The 21734-nt window shown below is 67.3% G+C and carries 17 protein-coding genes; 9 read left to right on the top strand and 8 right to left on the bottom strand.

The window, feature by feature from the left end:
• The first annotated feature begins 10 nt into the window (after positions 1-10).
• Positions 11-883 carry an aldo/keto reductase family oxidoreductase gene (locus LK542_RS19180; protein ID WP_227813182.1) on the top strand — a complete coding sequence of 291 codons (873 nt, stop codon included), beginning with the start codon at positions 11-13 and terminating at the stop codon, positions 881-883.
• Here LK542_RS19180 and LK542_RS19175 read toward each other — a convergent pair.
• Positions 880-4143, bottom strand: coding sequence for a patatin-like phospholipase family protein (locus LK542_RS19175; RefSeq protein ID WP_227813181.1), 3264 nt, complete (start codon positions 4141-4143; stop codon positions 880-882). The two genes, LK542_RS19180 and LK542_RS19175, sit on opposite strands and share 4 nt — an antisense overlap.
• 149 nt (positions 4144-4292) lie before the next feature.
• On the opposite strand from LK542_RS19175, the gene LK542_RS19170 reads away from it, so the two are divergent.
• Entirely contained in the window at positions 4293-4961 is a 669-nt protein-coding gene (locus LK542_RS19170) for an energy transducer TonB (RefSeq protein ID WP_227813180.1), read from the top strand.
• Between the two features lie 2 nt (positions 4962-4963).
• Here the strand turns inward: LK542_RS19170 and LK542_RS19165 are convergent, their stop codons facing one another.
• A complete protein-coding gene (locus tag LK542_RS19165; RefSeq protein WP_227802811.1) occupies positions 4964-5275 on the bottom strand; it encodes a hypothetical protein in 312 nt (103 codons plus the stop codon).
• A 105-nt stretch (positions 5276-5380) separates the two neighbouring features.
• Between LK542_RS19165 and LK542_RS19160 the strand changes: the two genes are divergently transcribed.
• Positions 5381-5899: a hypothetical protein gene (locus tag LK542_RS19160; protein ID WP_227813179.1), complete on the top strand. Its 519-nt coding sequence runs from the start codon at positions 5381-5383 to the stop codon at positions 5897-5899.
• Positions 5900-5907: 8 nt separating this feature from the next.
• Here LK542_RS19160 and LK542_RS19155 read toward each other — a convergent pair whose 3' ends face one another.
• Together LK542_RS19155 and LK542_RS19150 are read right to left on the bottom strand one after the other, a co-directional pair.
• Positions 5908-6306: a GFA family protein gene (locus LK542_RS19155; protein WP_227813178.1), complete on the bottom strand. Its 399-nt coding sequence runs from the start codon at positions 6304-6306 to the stop codon at positions 5908-5910.
• A 5-nt stretch (positions 6307-6311) separates the two neighbouring features.
• Positions 6312-7007: a PhaM family polyhydroxyalkanoate granule multifunctional regulatory protein gene (locus LK542_RS19150; RefSeq protein WP_227802814.1), complete on the bottom strand. Its 696-nt coding sequence runs from the start codon at positions 7005-7007 to the stop codon at positions 6312-6314.
• 101 nt (positions 7008-7108) lie between these two features.
• Here LK542_RS19150 and LK542_RS19145 point away from each other — a divergent pair, with 101 nt between their 5' ends.
• From LK542_RS19145 to LK542_RS19125, 5 genes are all read left to right on the top strand, one after another.
• The gene (locus LK542_RS19145) at positions 7109-8203 is read left to right on the top strand and encodes a DUF3108 domain-containing protein (RefSeq protein ID WP_267877562.1); all 1095 of its coding nucleotides are present in this window, start codon (positions 7109-7111) and stop codon (positions 8201-8203) included.
• 1 nt (position 8204) lies between these two features.
• Positions 8205-8954: a DUF3108 domain-containing protein gene (locus LK542_RS19140; RefSeq protein WP_227813177.1), complete on the top strand. Its 750-nt coding sequence runs from the start codon at positions 8205-8207 to the stop codon at positions 8952-8954.
• A 166-nt stretch (positions 8955-9120) separates the two neighbouring features.
• The gene (locus LK542_RS19135) at positions 9121-10491 is read left to right on the top strand and encodes a hypothetical protein (protein ID WP_227813176.1); all 1371 of its coding nucleotides are present in this window, start codon (positions 9121-9123) and stop codon (positions 10489-10491) included.
• The gene (locus tag LK542_RS19130) at positions 10484-11218 is read left to right on the top strand and encodes a hypothetical protein (RefSeq protein WP_227813175.1); all 735 of its coding nucleotides are present in this window, start codon (positions 10484-10486) and stop codon (positions 11216-11218) included. Before LK542_RS19135 ends, LK542_RS19130 begins: the two co-directional genes overlap by 8 nt.
• Positions 11219-11227: 9 nt before the next feature.
• Positions 11228-14050, top strand: coding sequence for an ATP-binding protein (locus LK542_RS19125; protein ID WP_227813174.1), 2823 nt, complete (start codon positions 11228-11230; stop codon positions 14048-14050).
• 30 nt (positions 14051-14080) lie between these two features.
• Here the strand turns inward: LK542_RS19125 and LK542_RS19120 are convergent, their stop codons facing one another.
• Together LK542_RS19120 and LK542_RS19115 are read right to left on the bottom strand one after the other, a co-directional pair.
• Positions 14081-14479 (bottom strand): type II toxin-antitoxin system PemK/MazF family toxin, encoded by a 399-nt coding sequence (locus tag LK542_RS19120; protein WP_227813173.1) that lies wholly within the window; start codon positions 14477-14479, stop codon positions 14081-14083.
• Positions 14476-14997, bottom strand: a complete 522-nt coding sequence (locus LK542_RS19115; RefSeq protein ID WP_227813172.1) for a hypothetical protein — start codon at positions 14995-14997, stop codon at positions 14476-14478. Before LK542_RS19115 ends, LK542_RS19120 begins: the two co-directional genes overlap by 4 nt.
• A 152-nt stretch (positions 14998-15149) precedes the next feature.
• Between LK542_RS19115 and LK542_RS19110 the strand changes: the two genes are divergently transcribed.
• Positions 15150-15305, top strand: coding sequence for a hypothetical protein (locus LK542_RS19110; RefSeq protein ID WP_227813171.1), 156 nt, complete (start codon positions 15150-15152; stop codon positions 15303-15305).
• Between the two features lie 40 nt (positions 15306-15345).
• Here the strand turns inward: LK542_RS19110 and LK542_RS19105 are convergent, their stop codons facing one another.
• On the bottom strand, positions 15346-19788 hold the full coding sequence (locus LK542_RS19105; RefSeq protein ID WP_227813170.1) for a translocation/assembly module TamB domain-containing protein: 4443 nt from the start codon (positions 19786-19788) through the stop codon (positions 15346-15348).
• Complete coding sequence (locus LK542_RS19100; protein ID WP_227813169.1) at positions 19788-21638, bottom strand: autotransporter assembly complex family protein; 1851 nt, start codon at positions 21636-21638, stop codon at positions 19788-19790. Before LK542_RS19100 ends, LK542_RS19105 begins: the two co-directional genes overlap by 1 nt.
• Between the last annotated feature and the right edge of the window lie 96 nt (positions 21639-21734).

The following is a 21734-nucleotide window of genomic DNA, read 5'->3' as shown; positions in this document are numbered from 1 at the left end:
GGAGACCGCCATGTCCCAGCAAGACCACGACACTTATCTTCTCGGCGACCGCCCGGTGCGCCGCCTCGGCTACGGCGCCATGCAGTTGGCTGGTCCCGGCGTCTTCGGTCCACCGAAGGACCTTGACGCCGCCAAGGCCGTCCTGCGCGAAGCAGTGGCGCTGGGCGTGAACCACATCGATACCTCGGACTACTACGGTCCCCATGTCACCAACCGCCTGATCCGCGAAGCGCTCCATCCATACCCGGAGGGACTGACCATCGTCACCAAGATCGGCGCGCGGCGCGACGGCAAGGGCGAGTGGCTGCCGGCGATCTCCGCGCAGGACCTGGAAGCGGCGGTGCACGACAACCTGCGCAACCTCGGGCTGGAGCAACTGGACGTGGTGAACTTTCGCAGCATGCTGGACGTTCACGGGCCGGCCGAAGGCCCGCTCGCCGAACAGGTCGAGGCCCTGGCCCGCTTGCGCGAACGCGGCCTGGTGCGTCACATCGGCCTGAGCAACGTGACGATGAAGCAGGTCGAGGAAGCGCAGCGCATCGTGCCGATCGCCTGCGTGCAGAACATGTACAACCTGGTGCACCGCCAGGACGACGCCATGATCGACGCGCTGGCGCGGCAGGGCATCGCCTATGTCCCGTTCTTTCCGCTGGGCGGCTTCACGCCGCTGCAGTCAGGCGCATTGTCGAAGGTCGCGCAGCGGCTGGAGGCGAGCCCGCTGCAAGTGGCGGCGGCCTGGCTGCTGCAGCGCTCGCCGAACATCCTCCTCATTCCGGGGACCTCGTCGGTGGCGCACCTGCGCGAAAACATGCGGGCGGGCGCGCTGCGGCTGGATGCCGCGGCACTTGCCGAGCTCGAGGACATCGCAGGCGGCGCAGCCTAACGGTACTCGGCGCGCACGGCGGGCTGCAATTCGGCTCCTGCGTCGGCGCATTGACCGCAGGATGGGGGTGGCGCCGGTGCTGCATCGTCCGGCCCATGCCGGCGCCGCAGTTCCGCGCACAGCACGCCGACATCGAGCCCGCCGTCGCGCTTGCGGGCGGCGTCCGTGGCGCCGCCCAGCGCGCATTCGCCGATGTACTGGCCGAGCGCCCGGTAGCTCTCGAACTGGGTCTCGTCGAACCACTGGTCGACCGAGCTTTCGTGCGGATAGGCGGGATGCACCTTGCGGTAGTTGAGCAGGTCGGCGTTCTCGCGTCCGACGATGGCCGGTTTGATGTACAGGAAGGTGCCGTCCACCCCGCCCTGGTCGACCTGGCTGTAGCGCACCGTGCCCACCGCGCAGCTGGCGCCGCACAGGCCTTCGCTGCCCTGCTGGGCCATCTTCGAGACGTCGAGGTCGATGCGCACGTGCAGGTCGGTGGCGCACTTGCGGATCGCATTGCCCAGATCGGCGTATGAGAGCATGCCGTCGCTGGCCACGTCCACCGCGATGATCAGGCGGCAGCGGCGCCGCACCAGTTCGTAGATGCCGAGGTTGTCGAAGTGCCCGCCGTCGGACAGGTACACGTAGGTGGCGTCGGCATTGGTCAGCCCGAACAGCTCGGCCAGGAGGCTGAACAGCCCGACCGGCGGCGATGACTGCTGCCAGGCCGGCTTGCGCGGATTCGGGCACCAGCGCCCCAGGCGCACGTTAAACATCGTCATCAGGAAGTTCAGCGGCGGCGAGGAGTGCGCGCCCATGTTCGGGCTGGCCGCGGCACCCGAGACCGCGATCGCCATCCCGAGCCGCACTCCGGCATCGTCGTCGGCGCCGGAGCGCGAGCCGTAGCTGTCGGTGGGGCGGTAGCAGCCGCGCGCGGCGTCCAGGCTGGCGGCGCTGCCGACCGTGCTGCCGGTCGATCCCGGCGGCAGCTCGAAGCCGCAGTAGCGCGGCGTGAAGGTAAACGAAGCGGCCTTGCGGGTGCGCCAGGCCAGTTCCTCGCCGCCGACCAGGTTGAGCGAGGTGTTGATGATGTGGCAGGGACGCTGCTGCTTCAGGTCCGCCAGCAGCGGGTCGTCGCCGGGATCGAAGCCAGTGAACGGATGTGGCTTGCGCGCGCGGCTGCTGGCGCCGAAGTAAGCGCGCACGAGGCGGTTCCGGTACAGCATGTAGAGCGAAAACTTGTTGATGTCCACGCGCCAACCGAGCAGCAGGGCGGCGCCCAGGAAGAGCGCGAAGGCCCAGGCCAGATGGCGGCCCTCGGTGGCGAGGGTGGCGCCGGCGTGGGCGCCGTAGACGCAGGTGAAGCTGATGGGCGTGGGACAGGCTACCAGCGGCGGCGCCACGATCGCCTGCACCAGCGCGCTCAGGAGCGCAAACACGCCGGCCGTGAACACGTAGGGCGCCAGGCGCGCCAGCAGGTCCAGGCGCGAGTCGGTCGCGTGGATCGCGGCGCCGGTGCGGCTGCCGCTGCCGGCCTTCAGCCCGAACCAGGTCATGGCCAGCCAGCCGAGGGCGGTCGTGATATGCGACCACGGGTTGTAGGTCAGCCAGGCCCAGTGCAGCAGCGGCGCCAGGAAGAAGGCGACGCCGAACATGGTGACCCAGGCGAGCGCGAAGATCCAGGCCCAGGCGCCCTGGCGGCTCCACCACTCGCGGCTGGCGTCACTGTACATGCGGCCGATCAGGCCGATCATCAGGGTCATGGTGCCGGCGAACAGCGCCATCATCAGCGGCATGCCGAAGGTGGTAAGGGCGATCGCATTGTTCAGCACCGGATGCTCCCTGGGATTGGGCAGCAGCGACAGGCCCCCCAGGAGCAGCACGGTGCCGATGGTGAGGGCGCCCAGGGCGCACAGCAGGTGCGACACGCCTTCGAGCAGCTCGATCCGGGTCAGGTCCGTCGACGGCGGGCGCGGCTGCAGGCGCTGCACTACCCACAGCGCGATCGCCACCAGCACCAGCACCGCGGACAGGGACAGCAGGCCGTTCACCACGTGTTCGCCGGTCTCGCGCGCCATCAGGTGCAGCATCAGCTCCGGCGCGAAGGCGCGCGCCGCCGCGCACAGGACGGCCAGCACGGCGATGAAGGCGGCGCTGCAGAGGGTGTAGCCGACGCGCCGGTAGATGCTGGTGCGGTCGTGCGCCACGTACCAACCGCAGGCCCACACCACGAAGTAGACGAAGCCCGGCGCCAGCAGCCAGTGCGCGCGGCCCTGCAGCTGGGCCGGCAGCATGCCCAGTTCCCAGAACGGCACTTCGCCGCCGTGGCGCCACAGGCCCAGGCTGCCGAAGAATCCGGCCAGCAGCAGCGGCAGGTTGATCCACCACAGCACCGCGCCCTGCGACAGCGGGAAGCGGCGCTGTCCGCGCGAACCGGAGGGCTTGCTGGAAACGGAGAGGGCGATGCAGAACACGGCGAACAGGAACAGCATCACGCCCGTCATCCAGGCCAGGTCGGCATACACGGCCCAGGGCCCGCCGGGATCGACGATGCGGTGCACGGCCCATACGGCGGCGCGCGGCAGCAGGAGCAGGGCGCACAGCCAGGCCACCAGCATGGTGAGGTTGAGGCCCGTGTTGCGGATGTAGGTGCCGATCAGGGTCCAGGTATCGGCACTGAACATGCCGCCGCGCGGCGACAGGTAGTTGGTGTACAGGCGCAGGAAGCGGATCGCCGGCGCTTCCGCGCTGCCGCTCGGGGGTGCCAGCATGTCCTCGACCTTGCGCACGTCGCCGCCCTGTTCGTGGATGCACTTGGACAGCCAGCCGCCGATGAAGCCGCCGCCGGAGACGGTGGACAGGTAATCGAGGTGGCGCAGCAGCCCGTGCGCCGCCATCGCCTGCAGCACCCCCAGCCCGAAAGTGGCGCTGCGCACGCCGCCGCCCGACAGGGCCAGGCCCACCAGCTCGGCCTTGTGGGCGCGCGACGAGAGCTCGGCGCCGGGCGGCGCATCCGGGTCGGGGTGCAGCAGCTCGAGTTCGTCGCGAAAGACGTCTTGGAAGGTGGCGCCGCTGACCTCGTCCAGGCGCGCCAGCGTGGGCTCGTCCAGCACGCCGCGGCCGGCGATGCCCTGGCTGCGACGGAATTCGACGATGGCCTCGGCCAGTTCTCCCAGGGTGCAGGCATGCGCCGGGGGGCGGCAACCGGCCGCCTCGAGTTTGCGGCGCAGGTCGGCGATGTGCGCCGGCGCCAGGCTGGCAGGGTCGAAAGTGGACACGGGCATTCCTGCTGAAAACGGGCGGGGCGGGAAGCAGCCCCGTTGAGCCAGTTCAGCACGCCAGTTGAGCGAGCGCTAGCGATTACATCAATGATCTGTGGCTGTTTTTGTCTGGTAATCTTGCTCCATCGACGTTCACGGAGGGCGATATGCTGGAATCGACGGGATGGGCCGGCCGGCGGTGTGCAAAGGCACTGGCTGGGCTGGTGCTGGCCGGAATGTCAGGATGGGCTGCCGGCGGTGACAAGATCAAGCCTGTCACCCCGGCCGCCGGCGCACCCGGCATGATCAGGTACGAAAGCTGCGCGCGTCCGGTCTATCCGGAAGAGGAGTTCAAGCAGAATCATGAAGGTACGGTCACATTGCGCTTCCTGATCGGCGCGGACGGCTGGGTCAAGGACTCGCGATTAGTGAAGTCATCCGGTTATCCTGCGCTGGACGAGGCGGCCAGGGCCGGCCTTGTCAAATGCCGCTTCCATCCTCCCATGGCGGATGGCAAGCCAGTGGATGCCTGGACCCATATTCAATACGTCTGGACGACAAAGGCAAGCACGGAAAGGAAGCGCGAGATGAGCACGAGCGAGATGCGTTACGAGGCGATCGGCCGCTACATCTACGGGGCCGCGCGCTTCGGCGGCGGTATGGACGCCGTGGAGCGCTGGATAGCGGACGATCTCGGCGTCGCACGCCCCCGGCCTGGCGACAGCGAAGCTATGAATGGCCTCTGGACCGCCTTCCTCGACAAATACCCGACGCCTGAAGCGCTGCAGGAAAACCATGCGCGCTTCATGGAGGCTCTCAAGAATCGCCCTGACTGATTTCAAGGCACGTAGATCTGCGCGGTCGCCCCCTTGAGCCCGGCCTGCGGCAGGAACTGGTCCGAAATCGTCAGGATCGCATGCAGGTTATTCCTGAGCTTGTCGAGTTCGATCGCTCCTGGCTGCAGCGCCGTCTGCAGCAAGTGGATCGCCATGTCAGCCAGTAGCAAACGCTGCTTGTCCAGCCAGGGCTCGCCGGGCCCGGCTGATTTTGTCGCAGGATGACGCCTGTAGTGCTCCTCGACTTCACGGTGCAATTCCCAGCCGGTCTTGATCAGGCGCACTCGCGTTTGCTCATCCATCGGGTTCTCCATTCTTTATTCCTAGTAATTGCAAGCTGTTAATTATCTCGTACATACGGTAGAGTGCATTCGCACGATCAGGCAAGCTTCTCTTAACGCTGTCCCTACCGGTGTTTCATGAAATTCAAACCTTCGTTCTTCTTCTGGCTTGTCTTTGTTTTCTTCATCACCAACCTCATCCATGAAAGCGCGCACTGGCTGATGGGAACCGCTTTGGGTCTCGACATGCAGTTTGGCCTGAATATCGTGCGCAGCCGCTCGCCGGCCGAGCCGTGGCAAAAGATGCTCTGCGACGTGGCGGGGCCAATCGTGACGATCGTGCAGGCCGTGATCGCCTATCTCATCGTCCAGCGCAAGGCTTCGACGCTGGCATTCGCCTTCCTGTACACGGCGGCGTTCTCGCGCGCGGTCGCAGGCCTGGTCAGCTTCCTGCATCCGAACGACGAGGCGCGCGTCAGCATGTACTTTGGTCTCGGCAAATGGACCCTGCCGATCCTGGTAGCCGGCGGGCTGATCGTCCTGGTAGTGAAAGCAAGCAGGCGCCTCCAGCTGAAATGGAAGGATCAATTGCTTTGCTATGTGGTCGCTTCACTGGCAGTGTCGGCCATCGTCGGACTGGACCGGTTCGTGCTGTAAGCGCCTGTTCATCCGCTCCGGTCGTTGCCGTCCGCCGGTTCGCGGTTGTAGCGATAATGCTTTTCAAGCGGAAACGGCGGCAGCCAGGACTCGCGCCGGACGGTCCAGTTTTCGTAGCTCGGCACCAGCTGGTCGGGCGCGTCGAGGGCGCCCAGGTGCATTTCGATTTCATCCTCGCTCTGTGCAAAGACCGAGGAACCGCAGCGCGGGCAGAAGTGGCGGTTGGCGTACGAGCGGGTTTCGCCGCTGACCGTCACGGCATCCTGCGGAAAGATCGCGGCGGCGTAGAACAGCGCGCCGTGGTGCTTGCGGCAATCGAGGCAGTGGCACAGGCCGACCCGGTAGGGCCGGCCGGTGGCGACGAGACGCACATCGCCGCACAGGCAGCCGCCGGTGAAATCCGCCATCTGCTTCAGCGTTTGTCCGGATTCACGCGCGGATTGCGTCCGACCCGCTTGGACGCCGGCCCAGGCTGGGCCGCGCCGCCGGACACGTCCAGCGGCGAGCCGCCGGCGACCTTCGGCTCGGCAGGCGCTTCCTTGTGCATGCCGTCGCCGGCGCCATCCGATGCTTCCGGCGCGGCGCCTGGTGCCGGCATGGCGCTGGTGACGGCTTGGCGGAACTGTTCCTGCAACAAATTCCACCACGCGACCGCGGCCGGCATGGCGCTGCTGGCGCCGGCCTGGTCCGAACCCGCCTGCTCGGTCGCCGCATCAGCTGGCGCGGCCGGGGCCGGCGGTGGGGGAGGCGTGGGCGTAGCGGCCGCCTGGGCGAAGAATTGCGTGAAAGGCGCGCTCATTGCCGGGTCGGTGCCGGCGCGCTGCATTGCCTGGGTCATGCTGTCGCTCATGGCTTTCAGCGTGGCAAGCGTACCGCGCTGCACTTCCAGGGCCTGGATGGTTCCGCGCAGCATGCCGAGGTTCAGGTTGAGCCAGGATTCCACAGCCTTGAGGTCGGTGATCTTTTTGTCGAGCTCGTCCGTGGACAAGCTGGGGCCGCTCATGCCCGGCATATTGACGCCGGGGATGTTCATGCCACCCCACAGGTTCTTGACGAATTCCAGCGTATCGGTCATTCCGGCAGCGTTCGGCATGGGAGGCTTGAGCATTGTCGATCTCCGTTGGTGAATACTTAAGACTAGCAGATAACTAACAGGGGACAAAGCCGTCCCGGCAAGCGGCGCTTTCCCGCTCCGGCTACACTAGCGGCATGAGTTCCGCTTTCTCCCCCCAGCGGCGCCGCGCGCTGGTGCTGGGCACGCTGGTCGTGCTGCTGCACTGGCTGGCGCTGAGCTGGATTACCTCGGGCACGCTGGGCGTCTCGCTGCCGGCGCGCGATGGCGGCTCGGCTGTCAGTACGGCGCTGCTGCCGCCGCTGCCGTCCGCCGCTCCCGCCCCCGAGCCAGTGCCGCCGCCCAAGCCGCAGATGGTGCAGCCGCCGCTGCCGGACTTCGTCCCGCTGCCGACCATCGCCATTGCCGAGGATGCAGTGGGCGTGCCCGTGCCGCCCGGGCCGCCCGCAGCGGCCACCCGGCCGCCGGTCGAGCCGGCGCCCGCAGTGCCGCAGCTGGCCGCCGCCGAAGCGCCGCCCGCGCCCGGCGAGGCGCCGGTCGTGCATACGATCCGCCGCTACAAGGTGGACGTGCCGCCGCCCGCCGACCTGACCTACGACCTGGCGCGTACCGACGCCGACGGCACCAAATGGACCGGCCAGGCCCTGCTGTCGTGGAAGCCAGGCCAGGGGGACTACCAGATGCGCATCGAGATGGGCATCAAGATCGTGTTCGCGCGCGTGAACCTGCTCGTGCTCACCAGCGAAGGCCACGTCGGCAACACCGGCCTGGCGCCGGTGAAGATGACGGAAAAGCGCCGCGGCCGCGCGATGACGGCGACCCACTTCGACTGGCCCGGCAACAAGGTGACGTTCTCGGCCTCGCAGAACAATTACGCGCTGCTGCCCGGCGCCCAGGACAAGGCCACCGTGCCGCTGCAGCTGGCGGCCATCGCCCGCGGTGACCAGTCGCAGCTCTCCGGCGATATCGACATGTTCGTCGGCGAAGACCGCTGGGGCAGCGTTTACACCTTCAACGTGGTGGGGCCGGAAGAGATCGACACCCCCATCGGGCGTTTGAAAACCGTGCGGGTGGCGCGTCCGCCGAAGCAGGGCTCGTACAAGACGCGCCTCGACATCTGGCTCTCGCCGGCGCACGGCTGGCTGCCGGTGCAGATCCGCAGCAGCGAAGCCAATGGCGCCGTGACCACGCAAACGGTAAACAAGATCGCCATGACCCAACCAGGAATTTGACATGCAAGGCTTTACACGACATACCACGGGCGGCCTGCTGCTCGCACTGGCGCTGGGTGCTGCCTCCGCGCAGGAAGCGCCCGCCGCCGTCAAGCGCGCCATCGAGCTGCCGCCCTCGGCCGACCTGAACTACGAACTGCAGGCGCGCCAGCGCGGCTTCGGCCTGAAGGGCGAAGCGATCGTCAGCTGGCGCGCCGGCGACGGCAAGTACAGCGTCAGCGCCGTCTCGAAGGTGCCGGTGCTGGGCACCATCACCGACGACCGCAGCCATGGCACGGTCGACGCCTACGGCCTGGCCCCAGCGGAATTCGTCGAGAAGCGTATGCGCAAGGACCCGACCACGGCCAGCTTCGATCGCGATGCGAAGGCGCTGAGCTTCAGCGAGAGCAAGCAGGTGTATCCGCTCAAGGGCGGCGAGCAGGACCGCGTCTCGATCACCTGGCAGCTGGCCACCGTGGCACGCGGCGCCGGCGACCGGTTCAAGGCGGGATCCGAATGGCCCTTCTTTGTGGCCGGCCGCCGCGATGCCGAAACCTGGGTGTTCAAGGTGGTCAAGCGCGAGAAGGTGCGCACCGGCCTGGGCGAGGTCGATGCCGTGCTGGTAGCGCGCCAGCCGCTGTCGGACAAGAAGGACCAGACCCTGGAAGTCTGGCTGGCGCCCCAGCACGAGTGGTATCCGGTCAAGCTGCGCTACACGGACGGCGACAAGGAACAGATCGAGCAGACCCTGAATACCGTGACAAAGCGCTAATCTTTCGCCTTGTTTCAGTAACATTGTCTTGTTATCAAGACAATGTTTTGGTGTGTCTTTCCTGCAATGAGCGGGTCTTTCGATCTGCTAATTGCCGATCCTAAACTGTTATACTGGCGCCCCCGCGGACCGGTTGAGCCTGTCCGCGCCAGAGAACGGTACTTATATGATCGACCACCTTGCCGGCGCGGCGCTCGCCGACGACTCCCTTTCGATTCCCCTGGAAGACGATCCGCTGCAGGCGCACTTCCAGAATGGCGTGTCGCCTGACGAGATCGAGCAGGTTTACCACCTCAAGCGCGCCCAGCCCATGCTGTCGGCCTTTACGGCCCTGTTCCACGGGAGCCAGGACGGCGTGCTGGTGCGCCTGCTGGTGCTGCGCGAGCTGGCCAGCGACACTGGCACGTCAAGCTTCTCGCGCGCCGATATCAATAACAAGCTGGCCTACCTGACGGCGGAAAGCCTGGAAACGGTGCTGAACCGCCTGCGCGGCCATGGCCTGCTGGCCTGGGACGGCCCGGGCGCCGTCTACCGCATCACGCCGCTGGCGCGCAACGTGCTGTCCGCCCTCGACACCCTGATCGCCCTGGCCAAGCCGGAAGAAGAAAACGATGCCGAGATGGGCTTCCTGCTGTCGCAGGTGGCCGGCGCCCAGGCCGTGGGCGGCGTCACGGTGGAGCAGCTGCGCCACCTGCTGGGCCGCCTGGTCGAGCTGACCGAGGAGTTCCGCGATGCGATCGCCTCGGGTTCCGAATTCCGCCTGCGCACCTCGCAGGCCAAGTGGCACATGGCCTGCGACTGGGTCGAGAAGGGCTCCGTGATCCTGCGCGCCATCCTGCAGGATCCGAACGCCGATTCGGCCACGCACAGGGCGGCGCAGGCGATCGGCCGCGCCCAGAGCGCGCTGCTGAACATGCAGGGCATGTTCTCGCGCGCGCTGAACCAGATCGAGCGCCAGCGCGTGCACCTGGGCCAGTCCGGCCTGTCGACCACCGACGTCAAGCGCTGGCTGCTGGCCCATGAAGACCTGGCCAGCCTGGCCGCGGACGCGATCGACCGCCCGGTGGTGCCGCTGTTCGCCACCCCGGCCGAGATGATCGACGTGGCCGAGACCGAACTGCTGCTCGAGCGCGTGACCTCGACTGGCCCGAAAGGCCTGCCGAGCGGCCAGGATGCGCCGCTGACGGTGAACGACAATCCGGCCATGATGGTCGAGCTGAACGACTGGATCACCAAGCTGGCCGACTTCGCCAACCTCGGCAACTTCCCGGAATTCTCGGAGAGCGGCCCGAAGAAGGTGGCGCTGCACGAGTCGCTGCTGCCGGCCAGCTTCGCCGTCGCGTCCTATCGCGCCTCGCTGCTGCCGCTGCTGGGCGACGCGGCCGAGGCCAGCCTGCAGGGCGCGACCGCCGAGCTGGCGCGCCTGCCGGTGAAGTTCGAGCCGACGGACACCATGATCCAGCTCGACGACCCCGAAGTGGCGGCGATGTCGATCGCCACTCTCTCACTGAATACTGAAAGCCCTTCCGATGAATGACGACGCACAAATCCTGATCGCGCGCCTGCTGACGCACCAGACCCTGCGCCGCGACGACAAGATGGTCAAGCGCGCGCTGTCGGACGAAGCCTTCCGCATCGAAGTCGACAAGCGCCTGCTGGAATCCGGCCTGAAGCTGCTCGACAATGTGTACGCCGACCACGTGACGATCGCCCTGCACCGCAATGTCGAGCCGAAGATCTTCGGCGCCAAGGACATCTGGCAGAATAATAACTTCGGCCTGACCCGCGACGGCGTGGCCCTGCTGGTGGTGCTGTGGGCGCAGATCATCCTGCCCAAGCGCGAGCGCCAGGAGACCCACGTCACGGTGGACGACGACCAGACCGACATGTTCGACAAGGATGCGCCGATCCCGCGCGCCGAGGACACCTCGATCGGCATCTCGTACACCGCGCTGCTGTCCGACTTCGGCGACAAGCTGGGCAAGAAGACCCGCATGGACATGAACCTGGGCGTGCTGTCGAAGCTCGGCTTCATCGAGCGCCGCGGCGACGTGATCCTGGAAGGCCCGCTGCTGGACCTGATGATGGACACCGACCTGCTGAAGGAACGCATCATCAACGGCGCGCTGGCCGAGGTGTTCAAGCGCGCGCCGCTGGCGGCTGCACCGCGCCGCACTGTTACCGATAGCGACGCGGCGAATGACGCGGTCGCTGAAGTAGCCGAAGCAGCTGCAGACGCGCCCGACGAAGAAACCCCGAATTAAGGCAAGCCCATGTTCCACATCAAATCACTCGAACTGGTCCACTGGGATTACTGGCAGCGGATCAAGAACATCCCGCTGGACGCCAAGATCATCACGATCGCCGGCCAGAACGGCTCCGGCAAGACCACGCTGCTCGACGCGCTGCGCACCCTGTTCGGCCTGGACTGCTCGATGGGCCGCACCTACAAGCACTATGCGCGCCACTCGGGCCAGCAGAGCGCCTGGCTGCGCGCCGTGGTCGACAACAAACCGGTCGGCAAGCAGCTGTCGAACCGGCCGTTCCGCCATTCGGGCTTCTTCGCCGACGACGAAGTGACCCTGTTCTGCCAGGTGCAGAAGAACGGCGGCGACTGGAAGCGCCAGTACCTGATGCGACCGGGGAACGTCGAGATCGAGGAAGTCACCGAAGCCACCGACTGGCTCGGCGTCGAGAACTACAAGAAGCGCCTGGCCTCGGCCGGCCTGTCGCCGGCGATGTCGAAGGTGCTGGCGCTGGAGCAGGGCGAGACCGACAAGCTGTGCGAGTACGCGCCGCGCCAGCTGCTCGACCTGGTGTTCCAGGTCTTCGGCGACAAGGAAGTGCTGGACGCCTACGACGAAGCCAAGCGCCACCAGCGCGACACCGAGACGGAACTGAAGCGCTTCGAGGCGGAACTGGAAACCTCGCGCATCAACCTGGAAGGCCTGCGCCTGCGCGTGGCCAACTACCACCAGTGGGAAGACCTGCACAAGGAAAAGCGCGAGCTGCAGGAAGACGTGCTGCCGGCGCTCGAGTACCACGAGGCGCGCGAAAAGGCCGCATTCACTAGCCGCAACCTCAAGGAAGCGCGCAAGCCGCTGTTGCAGGCCGATTCGATCCTGGCCGAGAAGCGCCAGCAGCTGGCCGCCCAGCAGCGCGCCCTGACCGAAGCGCAGAAGCAGGAAACCCAGCTGGAGCAGGAAGCGACCGAGCTGGCCAGCCGCCTGACAGCGATCAACCAGAAACTGAAGCCGCTGGAGAGCCTGGCCGAGCAGAAGGAACGCCTGCAGAAGCTGTCGGCAGACGCCGGCGCCGACCTGGCCGAGGTGGCCAACCAGCTCAACGAAAAAGAAGCGGAACTGGCCAAGCAGAAGGCCGCGCGCGACAACATCGCCGCGAAGATCGCGGGCGAGCTGGCCACCATCTCGGCGCTGCAGGGCAAGAGCGCGATGCCGGAGCCGGAAGCGCAGCGCCAGATGCGCCGCGCCCTGCGCGACGAGGGCATCGCCCACGCCATGCTGTCGGACATCGTCGAAGTGACGGACCCGAAATGGCAGGGCGCGGTCGAGGGTGTCCTCGGCGGCTACGCCTCGGTCGTGCTGCTGGAGAAAGCCAAGGATGCCCCGGCGGCCTACCGCCTGGCCGAGAAAGAGCGCTACCGCCACTTCATCGTGCCCGACTGCGTCGAGGCGCCGGTGGTCAAGGACAGCAGCCTGCTGTCAGTGGTTCGTTTTTCGAGCAAGGCGCCGGGCTGGCTGATCGACCAGCTCGAGCGCATCGAGCGCGTGGAATCGGTGGACGCCGGCTTCAAGGCGGATTCCGACGAATGGATCACGCCGGACGCCTACCACCGCGAACGCCGCGGCGGCCGCTCGCTCTTCGTCGAGCCCTCGCGCTACCGCTTCGGCTCGGCCGGCAAGACCCAGCGCCTGGAAGCGATCCAGAAGTCGCTCCCTGGCTTGGAAGCGCAGGAAGACGCGCTGACGCTCGCGATCAGCAAGCTCGCGGCTGAAGTGGGCGCGCTCAAGGGCCGCATCGCCGGCGTCGACGCCGCCAAGGAACTGGCTGCGCGCCAGGCCGAGTTCGAGGAAGCCGCACGCGCGCTGCAGCCGCTGCGCGCCGAGCGCCTGGAAGTGGGGGCGCGCCTCGGCGAGCTGTCGATGCTGACCAAGAACGCCACGGTGGCGCGCACTCGCGCTGATACCGTGTGGCAGAATGCGCGCATGGCGCTGTCGGAAGCGGAAGCGGGCATGCGCCTGAACAACCGCCGCACCATCGAGCAGCGCAGCGAGCACGCGCAGGCCCTGCTGGCCTTGCGCAAGGGCTGGCGCCACGTGCCGACGAACTGGAAGAATGCGGGCTGGCGCGGCGCCATCGTGTCCAAGCACCAGAACGCGCACCAGGTCAACCTGCGCCTGTCGACGCTCGAGCACGCACTGGCGCGCGACGACTGGGAACAGGACAGCACCGTGATCGACCAGTACGCACGCCTGAGCGACCAGCTGTCCGGCCGCCAGAACGAAACCGAAGAGCGCCGCTACCAGAACAACCGCGCGATCGAGGCCACGGCCAACGCGCGCGGGGCCTACATCGAGCGCCTGCGCTACACCATCAAGACCTACTCGAAGAACATCAAGGAGCTGGGCGAGCTGGCCGGCATTGACGTGCAGGCCGACCCGGTGCGCCTGGAGAACGACGACGTCCAGCTGGCCCAGGCCGGCCTGCACGTGCGCTTCAAGTTCGACGGCAAGGACCAGATCGGCATGAACGACGGTGAAGCTTCGGGCGGCCAGCAGGTGATGAAGTCGCTGGTGCTGCTCATCGGTCTGCTGAAGTCCGAAGAAGGCTCGGGCGGCTTCGTGTTCATCGACGAACCGTTTGCCCACCTGGACATCCGCAACATCCAGCTGGTCGGCGAGTTCCTGAAGAACACCGACGCCCAGTACCTGATGACGACGCCGCTGACGCACAACACGGACGTGTACGACCCGTCGGAGCTGACGCTCATCACCAGCAAGAAGAAAAAGGATGTGCAATGGGCGCAGCCGATCTTCGTGCTGCAGCGGAGGAAGGACGAGGCGAAGGCCGCGTAAAACAGAAAGGGGCCATATGTTGGCCCCTTTTTATTGGCGCGCCTGCTGTACCCGGTTGACGAACCTGAGGGCGGCCAGGATCTGTTCGACGCGTTGCTGGCTCAGGATCCCGATGCGCTGCCCCAGTCGTGCTTTGCCGACGCAGGATATCTGCGAGGCCAGCACGATGCTGCGCCGGCTCAGACCACCTTCATGCTCGTCAAGCAGGACCGTGCCCGGTTCCGCGATGCGTTTCAGGTTGGAGCTGATTCCACAGACCACCACGGTGTCGATGCGCGACGCGTTGAAAAGATCGTCCTGGACGACAACATAGGGATGGGCGATCGGAGGCACCGAACCCCGGTCTTCGTCCGGAGCGATCCAGTAAAGCTCCCCGCGCAGGATAGTGGCCTCGCTGATGGGGAAGCCGGATTCACGAGGCTGAGTCACTCGAGGTCGATCGCCTTGCGCAGCTTGCGGCGCCACTGCAGCAGTGCCATCGAATACCATGCGAAGTAGCCCGACGTCAGCCCCACGCACAGCATGGTTAGCGGTTCGTCGGTCAGGCGCGGCACCGGGATGCCCTTGCCCTGGTTGGCATAGATTTCCACACCCAGGTAGAGGATGCGCGCCACCAGGATCATCGCCATCAGGATGCCCAGCCGCGCCGGCGGCGTGAAGAAGTAACCCTGCTCGGTATCTTCGAAACGGGTGTGTTTGAGCGCCCACATGCTCCAGCCGGTGCCGAAGGCGGCGCCGGCCAGCAGGGCAGCCATGTTGACCGGCCTGTCGAACAGCTGCACCAGCGGCACCAGGATCATCGCGCCGAACACCAGCACGCCCGTGTAGTGGCGCGAGACGATCGAACGCTGGCGCACCATGCGCGCCTTGATGCGGTTGTAGACACGCCAGACCAGCAATGGGGTCAGGACGAGCAGGGCGAGGGTGGTGATCGAAAGGTCTTCCATGGTGCAATGAATTGGTTCTGGCCCGCCATTGTAGCCGCCTGGCACGGGAGCGGCAGCGAACGGCGGCGCCGAGGGCATTCTGGTATGGTGTCCACTCCGCTTTTAATGAGGAGATTTACGCCATGAATGCAGTGTTTCCTGCGCATATTCCGATGAAAGCGCACCGTGCACCGGACCCGGCCCCGATCGAGGAACCGGCGCCCGAGCCCTTCAATACGCCGCATCCGCACCACCAGCCCGGCCACACCCATACGCCTGCCGGCGACGAAGACCCGGTGCCCGATCCGAAGCCGAGCATCCTGCATTAATCCCGCTAATCTTTTTCTGGAAAAGATCAGCGGAACTTAATCAGTCAAACGCCCAGGAGTACAGCACGTCCAGCGCGGTGTTGGTGCCGGTCTGGAACTGCAGCGTGATCTTCGGGCTCCACTTGTAGCGCAGGCGCACCAGGCTCGAGGCCGTGGTCGCGCCCTGCTCGAAGCTGAGGTAGGCGCGCGAGGAGATGCGCTTGCCGACCGTGACTACCGTGCTTTCCAGGCCGGTGGCGGTGCCGTTGGCCTGCTTCAGGCCGAGTTCATCCACGCCGAGCGAGGTGGCCAGCTTCTGGGTGATGCCGCCGGTGCCGCCCTTACCCCCTAACAGGGCGCCGGCAGCCGCCGCCAGCACGTCCTTCTCGTTGCCGCTCGTGCCTTCCATGCCGTGACCCAGCACCAGCCAGGACAGCTTTTCGCTGTCCGGCACGTTCGGGGTCGACACCAGCCGCGCCTGCGGCGACTGCGCCGTGCCGCGCACCTGCACGCCCGCTTCGACATTGGTCTCGGACAGCTGCTCGCCCTCTGGCCGGCGGCGCACCGCAAGCACGTCGAGCGCCGGGTTGTCGTAGGGGCCGCTGAAGGTGATGACGGCGCGTTCGATCGCCAGCTTCTGGCCATAGGCAGCGTAGTTGCCTTCGACCGCGCGGATGGTGCCGTTCACGCGCGGCGCGCCTGCGCCGACCTTGCGCACGCGGACGTTGCCGGCCAGCGTGGCGTCGATGCCGAGGCCGCGCAGGCGGAACTCTTCGCCCAGGTCGGCGCGCAGGTCGACGGTAAGCGGCAGTTCTTCCTTCTTGTTCGACGGGACCGGCTTGGCGCCGCCCTGGCCCAGCACGATCACGTCGTCCGACATGGTCGGGCGGCCCTGGGGCGCGAATTCGATCAGGGCGCGGTCGGCGCGCACATTGCCTTCCAGCGCAAAACGCTCGGCATCGCGCACCAGCGAGGCCTTGCCGCTCAGGACCACGGTGCGGTCGGGGCGCGACAGGGCTTCCAGTTTATCGAGGGTCAGGCGCAGGTCGGCCGCGGCCAGGCCGCTGGAAAAGCGCAGCGAGCCTTCGGCGGACGCGCTGCCCTGGCGTCCCTGGAAGTACAGGCGCTGCAGCTGCAGCTGGTCGCCGGCCAGGCCGGCGCGCAGCTCGCCGTTCTGCAGGCGCACGCCCTGTTCGGGCCAGCGCACCGCCAGCCGGTCGCCCTGCACGCTGCCGTCCAGGCGCGGGTTGCCGATGGTGCCGGAACCCTGGACCGCCAGGCGCAGCGCGCCGTCCAGCTCCAGGCCCGACTGCCCGGCGAAGGATGCCAGCCAGGCGATCGAGCCCATGTTGGCGTCCAGGCGCATGCGCATCGGGCTGTCGCGGTCGAGACGCCCCTGCAGCAGCTGGGCGCTGCCGTCCAGTTTTGCGCTGCCGGTACGGGTGCCGTCCAGGTTCACGGCCACGCGCAGCGCGCCGCCCTGCACATTGGCGCGCGCATCCAGGGTACGCAGGCCGAGCGGGACTGGCTGGTCGCTGCCGGCGATGACGTCGCCTTTTTCGCGGAACACGTGGACCATGCCGTCCAGCGCCGGGGCGCCGCCGGTGGCCATCGCCGTTCGCAGGTCGAGCGCCCATTGCGCGCCCAGGGTCAGGTCGCCGCGCGCGTTGTCGCGGATCGCCGGCGAGAACTGCGCCAGGTAAGTGAGCGGCACGTTGTCCGCGTGGCCGCGGCTGTTCCAGCGCGAGCCGTTCTTGACGAGAGAATCGACGGTGATGCTGCCGGCCGGCAGGCGGATCACGGCGCCGTTGAAGGCCAGGGTTTCCGGCTTGGCCAAGCCCATCACGCCGCTGCCCTTGGCGCCGCTGATGCGTAGCGGGACCGGGGCTTGCAGCGCCATCGCGTAGCGGCCGCGGTTCTGCAGGGCAGCCAGCGTGCCGCTCCAGGTGTCGCCGGTCCAGCCGCCGCGCACTTCGACGTTGGCGTCGAAGGCCTCGCCGACTGCGGCCGCGCGCAGGGTGTGGGCGCCGCGGGTACCTTCGGTTTTGAGGCTGGCCGAGGCGACGCGAGTCTCGCCACTGACGTATTCGGTAATCTGAATATCGCTCGCCAGCGCATCGCGCGCGCCGCGTCCCGAACCGAGGTTGGCGTTCGCGCGCAGCGAGCGGATGCTGTGGGTGCCGAGCAGGCGCAGGTTCTGGCCTTCCAGCGCCGCCGTGAGCGAAGGCGTGTCCATGGTGCCGGACAGGGTGCCCTGGCCGCGCAGCACGCCGGCAAAATCAGGGCCGAGGGCGGCCAGCTGCGGCGCGTCGATGCGCCAGCCCAGCTGGTCGTTGCCTGCGCCGAAGCTGCCCTTGGCGGCGACCACGTTGGCGCCCACGTGCAGGTCGACGTCGGCGTTCGACACGTGGCGGCGGTCGGCCGTCAGCTTCGCATGGCCCCACAGCGGGGAATTCGACAGGGTCGATTCCTGCACCCGCAGGTCGAGCGCACCACGCCAGTCGGCGCCGCTGCGGCCGCTGGCGTCGAAGGCGCCGTTGATCGAGCCGGCCAGGGGCGAGCCGAAGGCGGCCGGGTTGAAGCGCTGGGCGGTGCCGCTGACTTTCGCTTCCACGAAGCGCGCATTGTCGCTGCCGGCCAGCCAGGCTTCGCCGCTCGCGCGCAGGCTGCCGTTGGCATTCTTGCGCTGGGCCGCGACCCAGCCGAGGTTGTTGGCGTTGACTTCGAAGGTGGTGCGGGGCGCGGCCATGGTGCCGGTGGCGACGCCGTTGGCCGTGACGGCGCCATACAGGTCGCTGCGCACGGCCGACAGCTGGCGTCCATCCAGGCGCCACTGCAGCTTGTCGCCCGCGCCGCCGAAGGCGCCGTTCAGGGCCACCGTGTTCTGGCCCAGCGCCAGGTCGGCGTCGATGCCACTGATGCGCTTGGCGTCGGCGTGCAGCTTGCCTTCGCCCGACAGCGCCTGGTTCATCAGCCGGCTGCGGCGCACGGCAAAGTCGGCGTCCACGCGCCAGGCTGGCGCCAGGGCGCCGGCGACGTTGACATTGGCATTGATGTCGGCTTCCGGGAAGTCGCCGAAGTCGGCCGGGTTGAAGCGGCTTGCCGTGGCGCTGGCCTTGAAGGCTTTGTCTTCCAGTAGGTTCATGTTGCCGGTGACGTCGACACGGCTGCCGCCGCTTGACAGGCGCGCTTCGCGCACCGTGACGACGTTCTTCTCCAGCGTCGCCAGCGCGGCCAGGCGCAGCGCCTTGTCGGCCAGGTTGGCCTGCAGGGTCTGGACCTCGCCGGCATTGGTCACCTGGATGTCGCCGCGGATCGCAATCGGCTTCATGCTGCCGTGGATGCCCTTCAGGTCGAAGCGGTCGGTGTGCAGCGTGAAGCGTGCAGTACCCAGTCCTTCCTCATCTTTTCCACGCTGGACGCCCCCGGTGCCGGTGAAGCGGCCGGCGGCGCCGAAGTCCATCAGCACGTCGGACACCTGCAGCGCATTCAGGTTGCCGCCCAGTTGCCCGCGCATGTTGCGCAGGGGCAGGCGCTGCTGGTCGATCGTGCCTTCCGGGCCGTCGTTGGTGATGTTGACGCTGCCGCTGATGTTGCGATTCGGGTCCAGCTTGCCGGCGATGGCGAAAGTCAGGTCGGCGGTCGGCAGGGAAGGATTGAAGAAGCCCGGGTCGACGTTGCGGCCATTGATGCGCATCTCGCGCAGCGGGATCTCGGCATAGGGCGAGAGCGCGAAGTGGGCGTCGCCCACGGCGCGGCCGGCCTGGCCGGTGGCGTCGACAAGGGTGGTTTCCAGATCGCCGCCCACTTTCAGGCGCAGCTGTGCCGCGCGCGCGCCGGCTTTCGCCTGCGACTGGGTCAGGCTGGCAGTGGCATCCAGCTTGAACGGGCGCTGGGCGCCGATGCTGCCGTTTGCCGCTACATCGCCCCAGGGCGTCACGGCAGCGGCGTCGTGTACCTGCCAGCGCTGTTTGCTGCCCTCCAGGCGCAGGCGGATGTTGTCAATACGCGTTTCCGCGCCCTTGCTCACGAACACCGCCTGGTTCAGGCGCGCGTCGTCGATCGAGACTGGGAAAGGCGGCGCCAGCGTGGTTGGCATCGGCGAGCGTTCCTCGGTTTCCTTCAGCGTCTCCATGCGCAGGCTGGCCGCGTGCAGGCTGTTCACCAGGATGCCGCGCGAAACGATCTGCGCCGGCGACCAGCGCAGGTCGATCTTGTTGGCGATCATGAGCTGCTCGTCGGTGCGCCAGACGATGCGCTCGATGTGCATCGTGCCGTACAGCGAACCGGAGACGCCGGTGAGCGTGAGTTTGCCGCCGGTGGAGGCGGCCACGCGCTGGGCGATCATCTGCAGCGTGGTTTCGCGGCCCAGGTACCAGAGCGTGCCGCCGACGATCACGCCGGTTGCGACCAGGCCGATGGCGACGCGGCGCGGCCAGCGCCGCGCCTTGTGCGCAGGCGCCGGGTCCGGGGTCTTGTCCGGGGAAGTGTCGTTCGTGTCCATCAGAAGGTGAATCCCAGGGAGAAGTGCAGGCGCGCTTTCTTGACGGCGTGGCCGTAGGCCAGGTCGACGTTAATCGGGCCGACCGGGCTGCGCCAGCGCGCGCCGACGCCGAAGCCGGATTTCGGTTTCAGGTCGCCCACCTTGTCGGCGGCGTTGCCGGCGTCGTAGAACACGGCCACGCCCCAGGGCGGACGGAAGTAGTACTGGTATTCGGCGCTGGCGGTAATGAGGTATTTGCCGCCGACGATGGCGCCGTTCTCGCGCACGCCCAGTTCGCGGTAGCCGTAGCCGCGCACCGACTGGTCGCCGCCGGCGCGGAACAGGAAGGTGGAGGGCACGCCCAGCTTTTCCTTGGCCGCCACCGCGCCGAACTCGCCGCGTAGCACCAGGGTGCCGGCCTCGCCCAGCGGCTTGAACATCTGGGCGCGCGTGTACAGGCGCAGGAATTTTTCGTCGGTCAGGATCGGCAGCAGGGCGCCACCCAGCTGGCCCTGCAGCACGTAGCCGTTGGTCGGCTGGATCAGGCTGTCGAGCTGGCGCTTGGTGATGCTGTAGGTGAGCGGCACGCTGCGCGTGGTGGTCGGCTCCTTCGGCGGCACTTCGCGCTTTTCGACCAGGGCTTCCAGCGTCAGGCTGCGTTCCAGCAGCGGCGTGCCCCACTGGCGCCGCGCCGCGATGGTCGCCAGCGTGGTGATCTCGCCGCGCACGTCGTTGCGCTCGACGCCGGCGCCGACGCTGTCGTTGTAGCCCTTGGGCGTGGTCGGCCAGAAGAAGTCGACGCGCGCGGTCTGGCGCTTCTGTTCGTAGATCAGGTCGGACTTCATGCGCTTGCCGAGAACGTTCAGGTCGTCGTAGCTGGCCTGGGCGCGGGCGCCGGTGTCGGTCGAGAAGCCGAGGCCGACCTCGACGTTCTTGCGCAGGTTCTCGGTGACGCGCACCAGCACCGGCAGCACCGTGGGGCCGGTGGGCGGCTCCGGCGTGGCCGGGTTGCCGTCGGTGTCGTTGTCGCCGTCCTTCAGGTCCTGGATCTCGGCATTGAGCACGGCGCGCAGGTCGGCGCTCACTTCCACGCTGCTGAAGTAGCCGGTGTCCTGCAGGCGCGACTGCAGGGCCTGCAGCGCCGCCTCGCTGTATTCGTCGCCCGGATTGATCTTGTTCAGGTTGGTGATGACTTCGCGCGGATAGCGCTTCAGGCCGCGGATGCGGAGCTCGCCGAAGCGCATCTCCGGGCCGCTGTCGATGACGACGTGCAGCAGGGCGCGCTGCTCTTCCGGATCGACGGTGGCGCTGGTCTCGACCAGGCGTGCGCGCGGAAAGCGCGTCTGCGCCACTTCGCGCAGCAGCTCGCGCTTGGCCGCTTCCCAGTCGGCCTGGCGGAAGCGGCTTCCTACCGGCAGCTGCCAGCGCTGGCGCAGGGCGCCGGCGTCGAAGGGCGCGCTGCCCTTGTCGATGGGCGCGAAGCCCTGCAGCACCAGGTCGACGTCGCCGACCACGGTGGCCGGGCCCGGATCGACGATGACGCGCGCCACCGGGCGCGGGCCGCTGGTGTCGAGGCCGGCGGAAATCTTGGGCGAGTAATAGCCTTCGGTGGCGATGAAGGTCTTGGCCTGTTCCGGCGCTTCCTTGACCAGGCGCTGCAGCTGTTCCATATCCACGCGCGGATTGCCGCGCCAGCGCATCAGGTCGAGGTTTTCCTCGAGCATGTTTTCGATCTGGCGCGGGGCGTCAATCCGCACCTGGTAGTCGATCCCCTGGGCATGCAATGCCGTGGCAAATACCAGCGCGCCAAGGCCTGCGAGCAGGCGGGGCAGGGGACGCAAACGGCGCGGGATCGATCTTGCAGGAAACATGGCACTCCGACGAAAAGGTTCATTGCAATCTTAACGGATTGGCAAAAACGATGACGGACGCTAAGCCCAGCCGTGCGGGGGCGGACAGTGTACGTG

Origin of the sequence: Massilia sp. IC2-477 (assembly GCF_020707265.1) — a bacterium.
Classification (GTDB): domain Bacteria; phylum Pseudomonadota; class Gammaproteobacteria; order Burkholderiales; family Burkholderiaceae_D; genus Telluria.
The sequence above is the reverse complement of the archived record's forward strand: the minus strand, read 5'-3'. Positions and strand labels throughout refer to the sequence as shown.

Coding starts and splice junctions, on each gene's coding strand:
- LK542_RS19180 (WP_227813182.1), top strand. CDS start 11: ATGTCCCAGCAAGACCACGACACTTATCTTCTCGGCGACCGCCCGGTG.
- LK542_RS19170 (WP_227813180.1), top strand. CDS start 4,293: ATGCTGGAATCGACGGGATGGGCCGGCCGGCGGTGTGCAAAGGCACTG.
- LK542_RS19165 (WP_227802811.1), bottom strand. CDS start 5,275: ATGGAGAACCCGATGGATGAGCAAACGCGAGTGCGCCTGATCAAGACC.
- LK542_RS19160 (WP_227813179.1), top strand. CDS start 5,381: ATGAAATTCAAACCTTCGTTCTTCTTCTGGCTTGTCTTTGTTTTCTTC.
- LK542_RS19155 (WP_227813178.1), bottom strand. CDS start 6,306: ATGGCGGATTTCACCGGCGGCTGCCTGTGCGGCGATGTGCGTCTCGTC.
- LK542_RS19150 (WP_227802814.1), bottom strand. CDS start 7,007: ATGCTCAAGCCTCCCATGCCGAACGCTGCCGGAATGACCGATACGCTG.
- LK542_RS19145 (WP_267877562.1), top strand. CDS start 7,109: ATGAGTTCCGCTTTCTCCCCCCAGCGGCGCCGCGCGCTGGTGCTGGGC.
- LK542_RS19140 (WP_227813177.1), top strand. CDS start 8,205: ATGCAAGGCTTTACACGACATACCACGGGCGGCCTGCTGCTCGCACTG.
- LK542_RS19135 (WP_227813176.1), top strand. CDS start 9,121: ATGATCGACCACCTTGCCGGCGCGGCGCTCGCCGACGACTCCCTTTCG.
- LK542_RS19130 (WP_227813175.1), top strand. CDS start 10,484: ATGAATGACGACGCACAAATCCTGATCGCGCGCCTGCTGACGCACCAG.
- LK542_RS19125 (WP_227813174.1), top strand. CDS start 11,228: ATGTTCCACATCAAATCACTCGAACTGGTCCACTGGGATTACTGGCAG.
- LK542_RS19115 (WP_227813172.1), bottom strand. CDS start 14,997: ATGGAAGACCTTTCGATCACCACCCTCGCCCTGCTCGTCCTGACCCCA.
- LK542_RS19110 (WP_227813171.1), top strand. CDS start 15,150: ATGAAAGCGCACCGTGCACCGGACCCGGCCCCGATCGAGGAACCGGCG.
- LK542_RS19105 (WP_227813170.1), bottom strand. CDS start 19,788: ATGGACACGAACGACACTTCCCCGGACAAGACCCCGGACCCGGCGCCT.
- LK542_RS19100 (WP_227813169.1), bottom strand. CDS start 21,638: ATGTTTCCTGCAAGATCGATCCCGCGCCGTTTGCGTCCCCTGCCCCGC.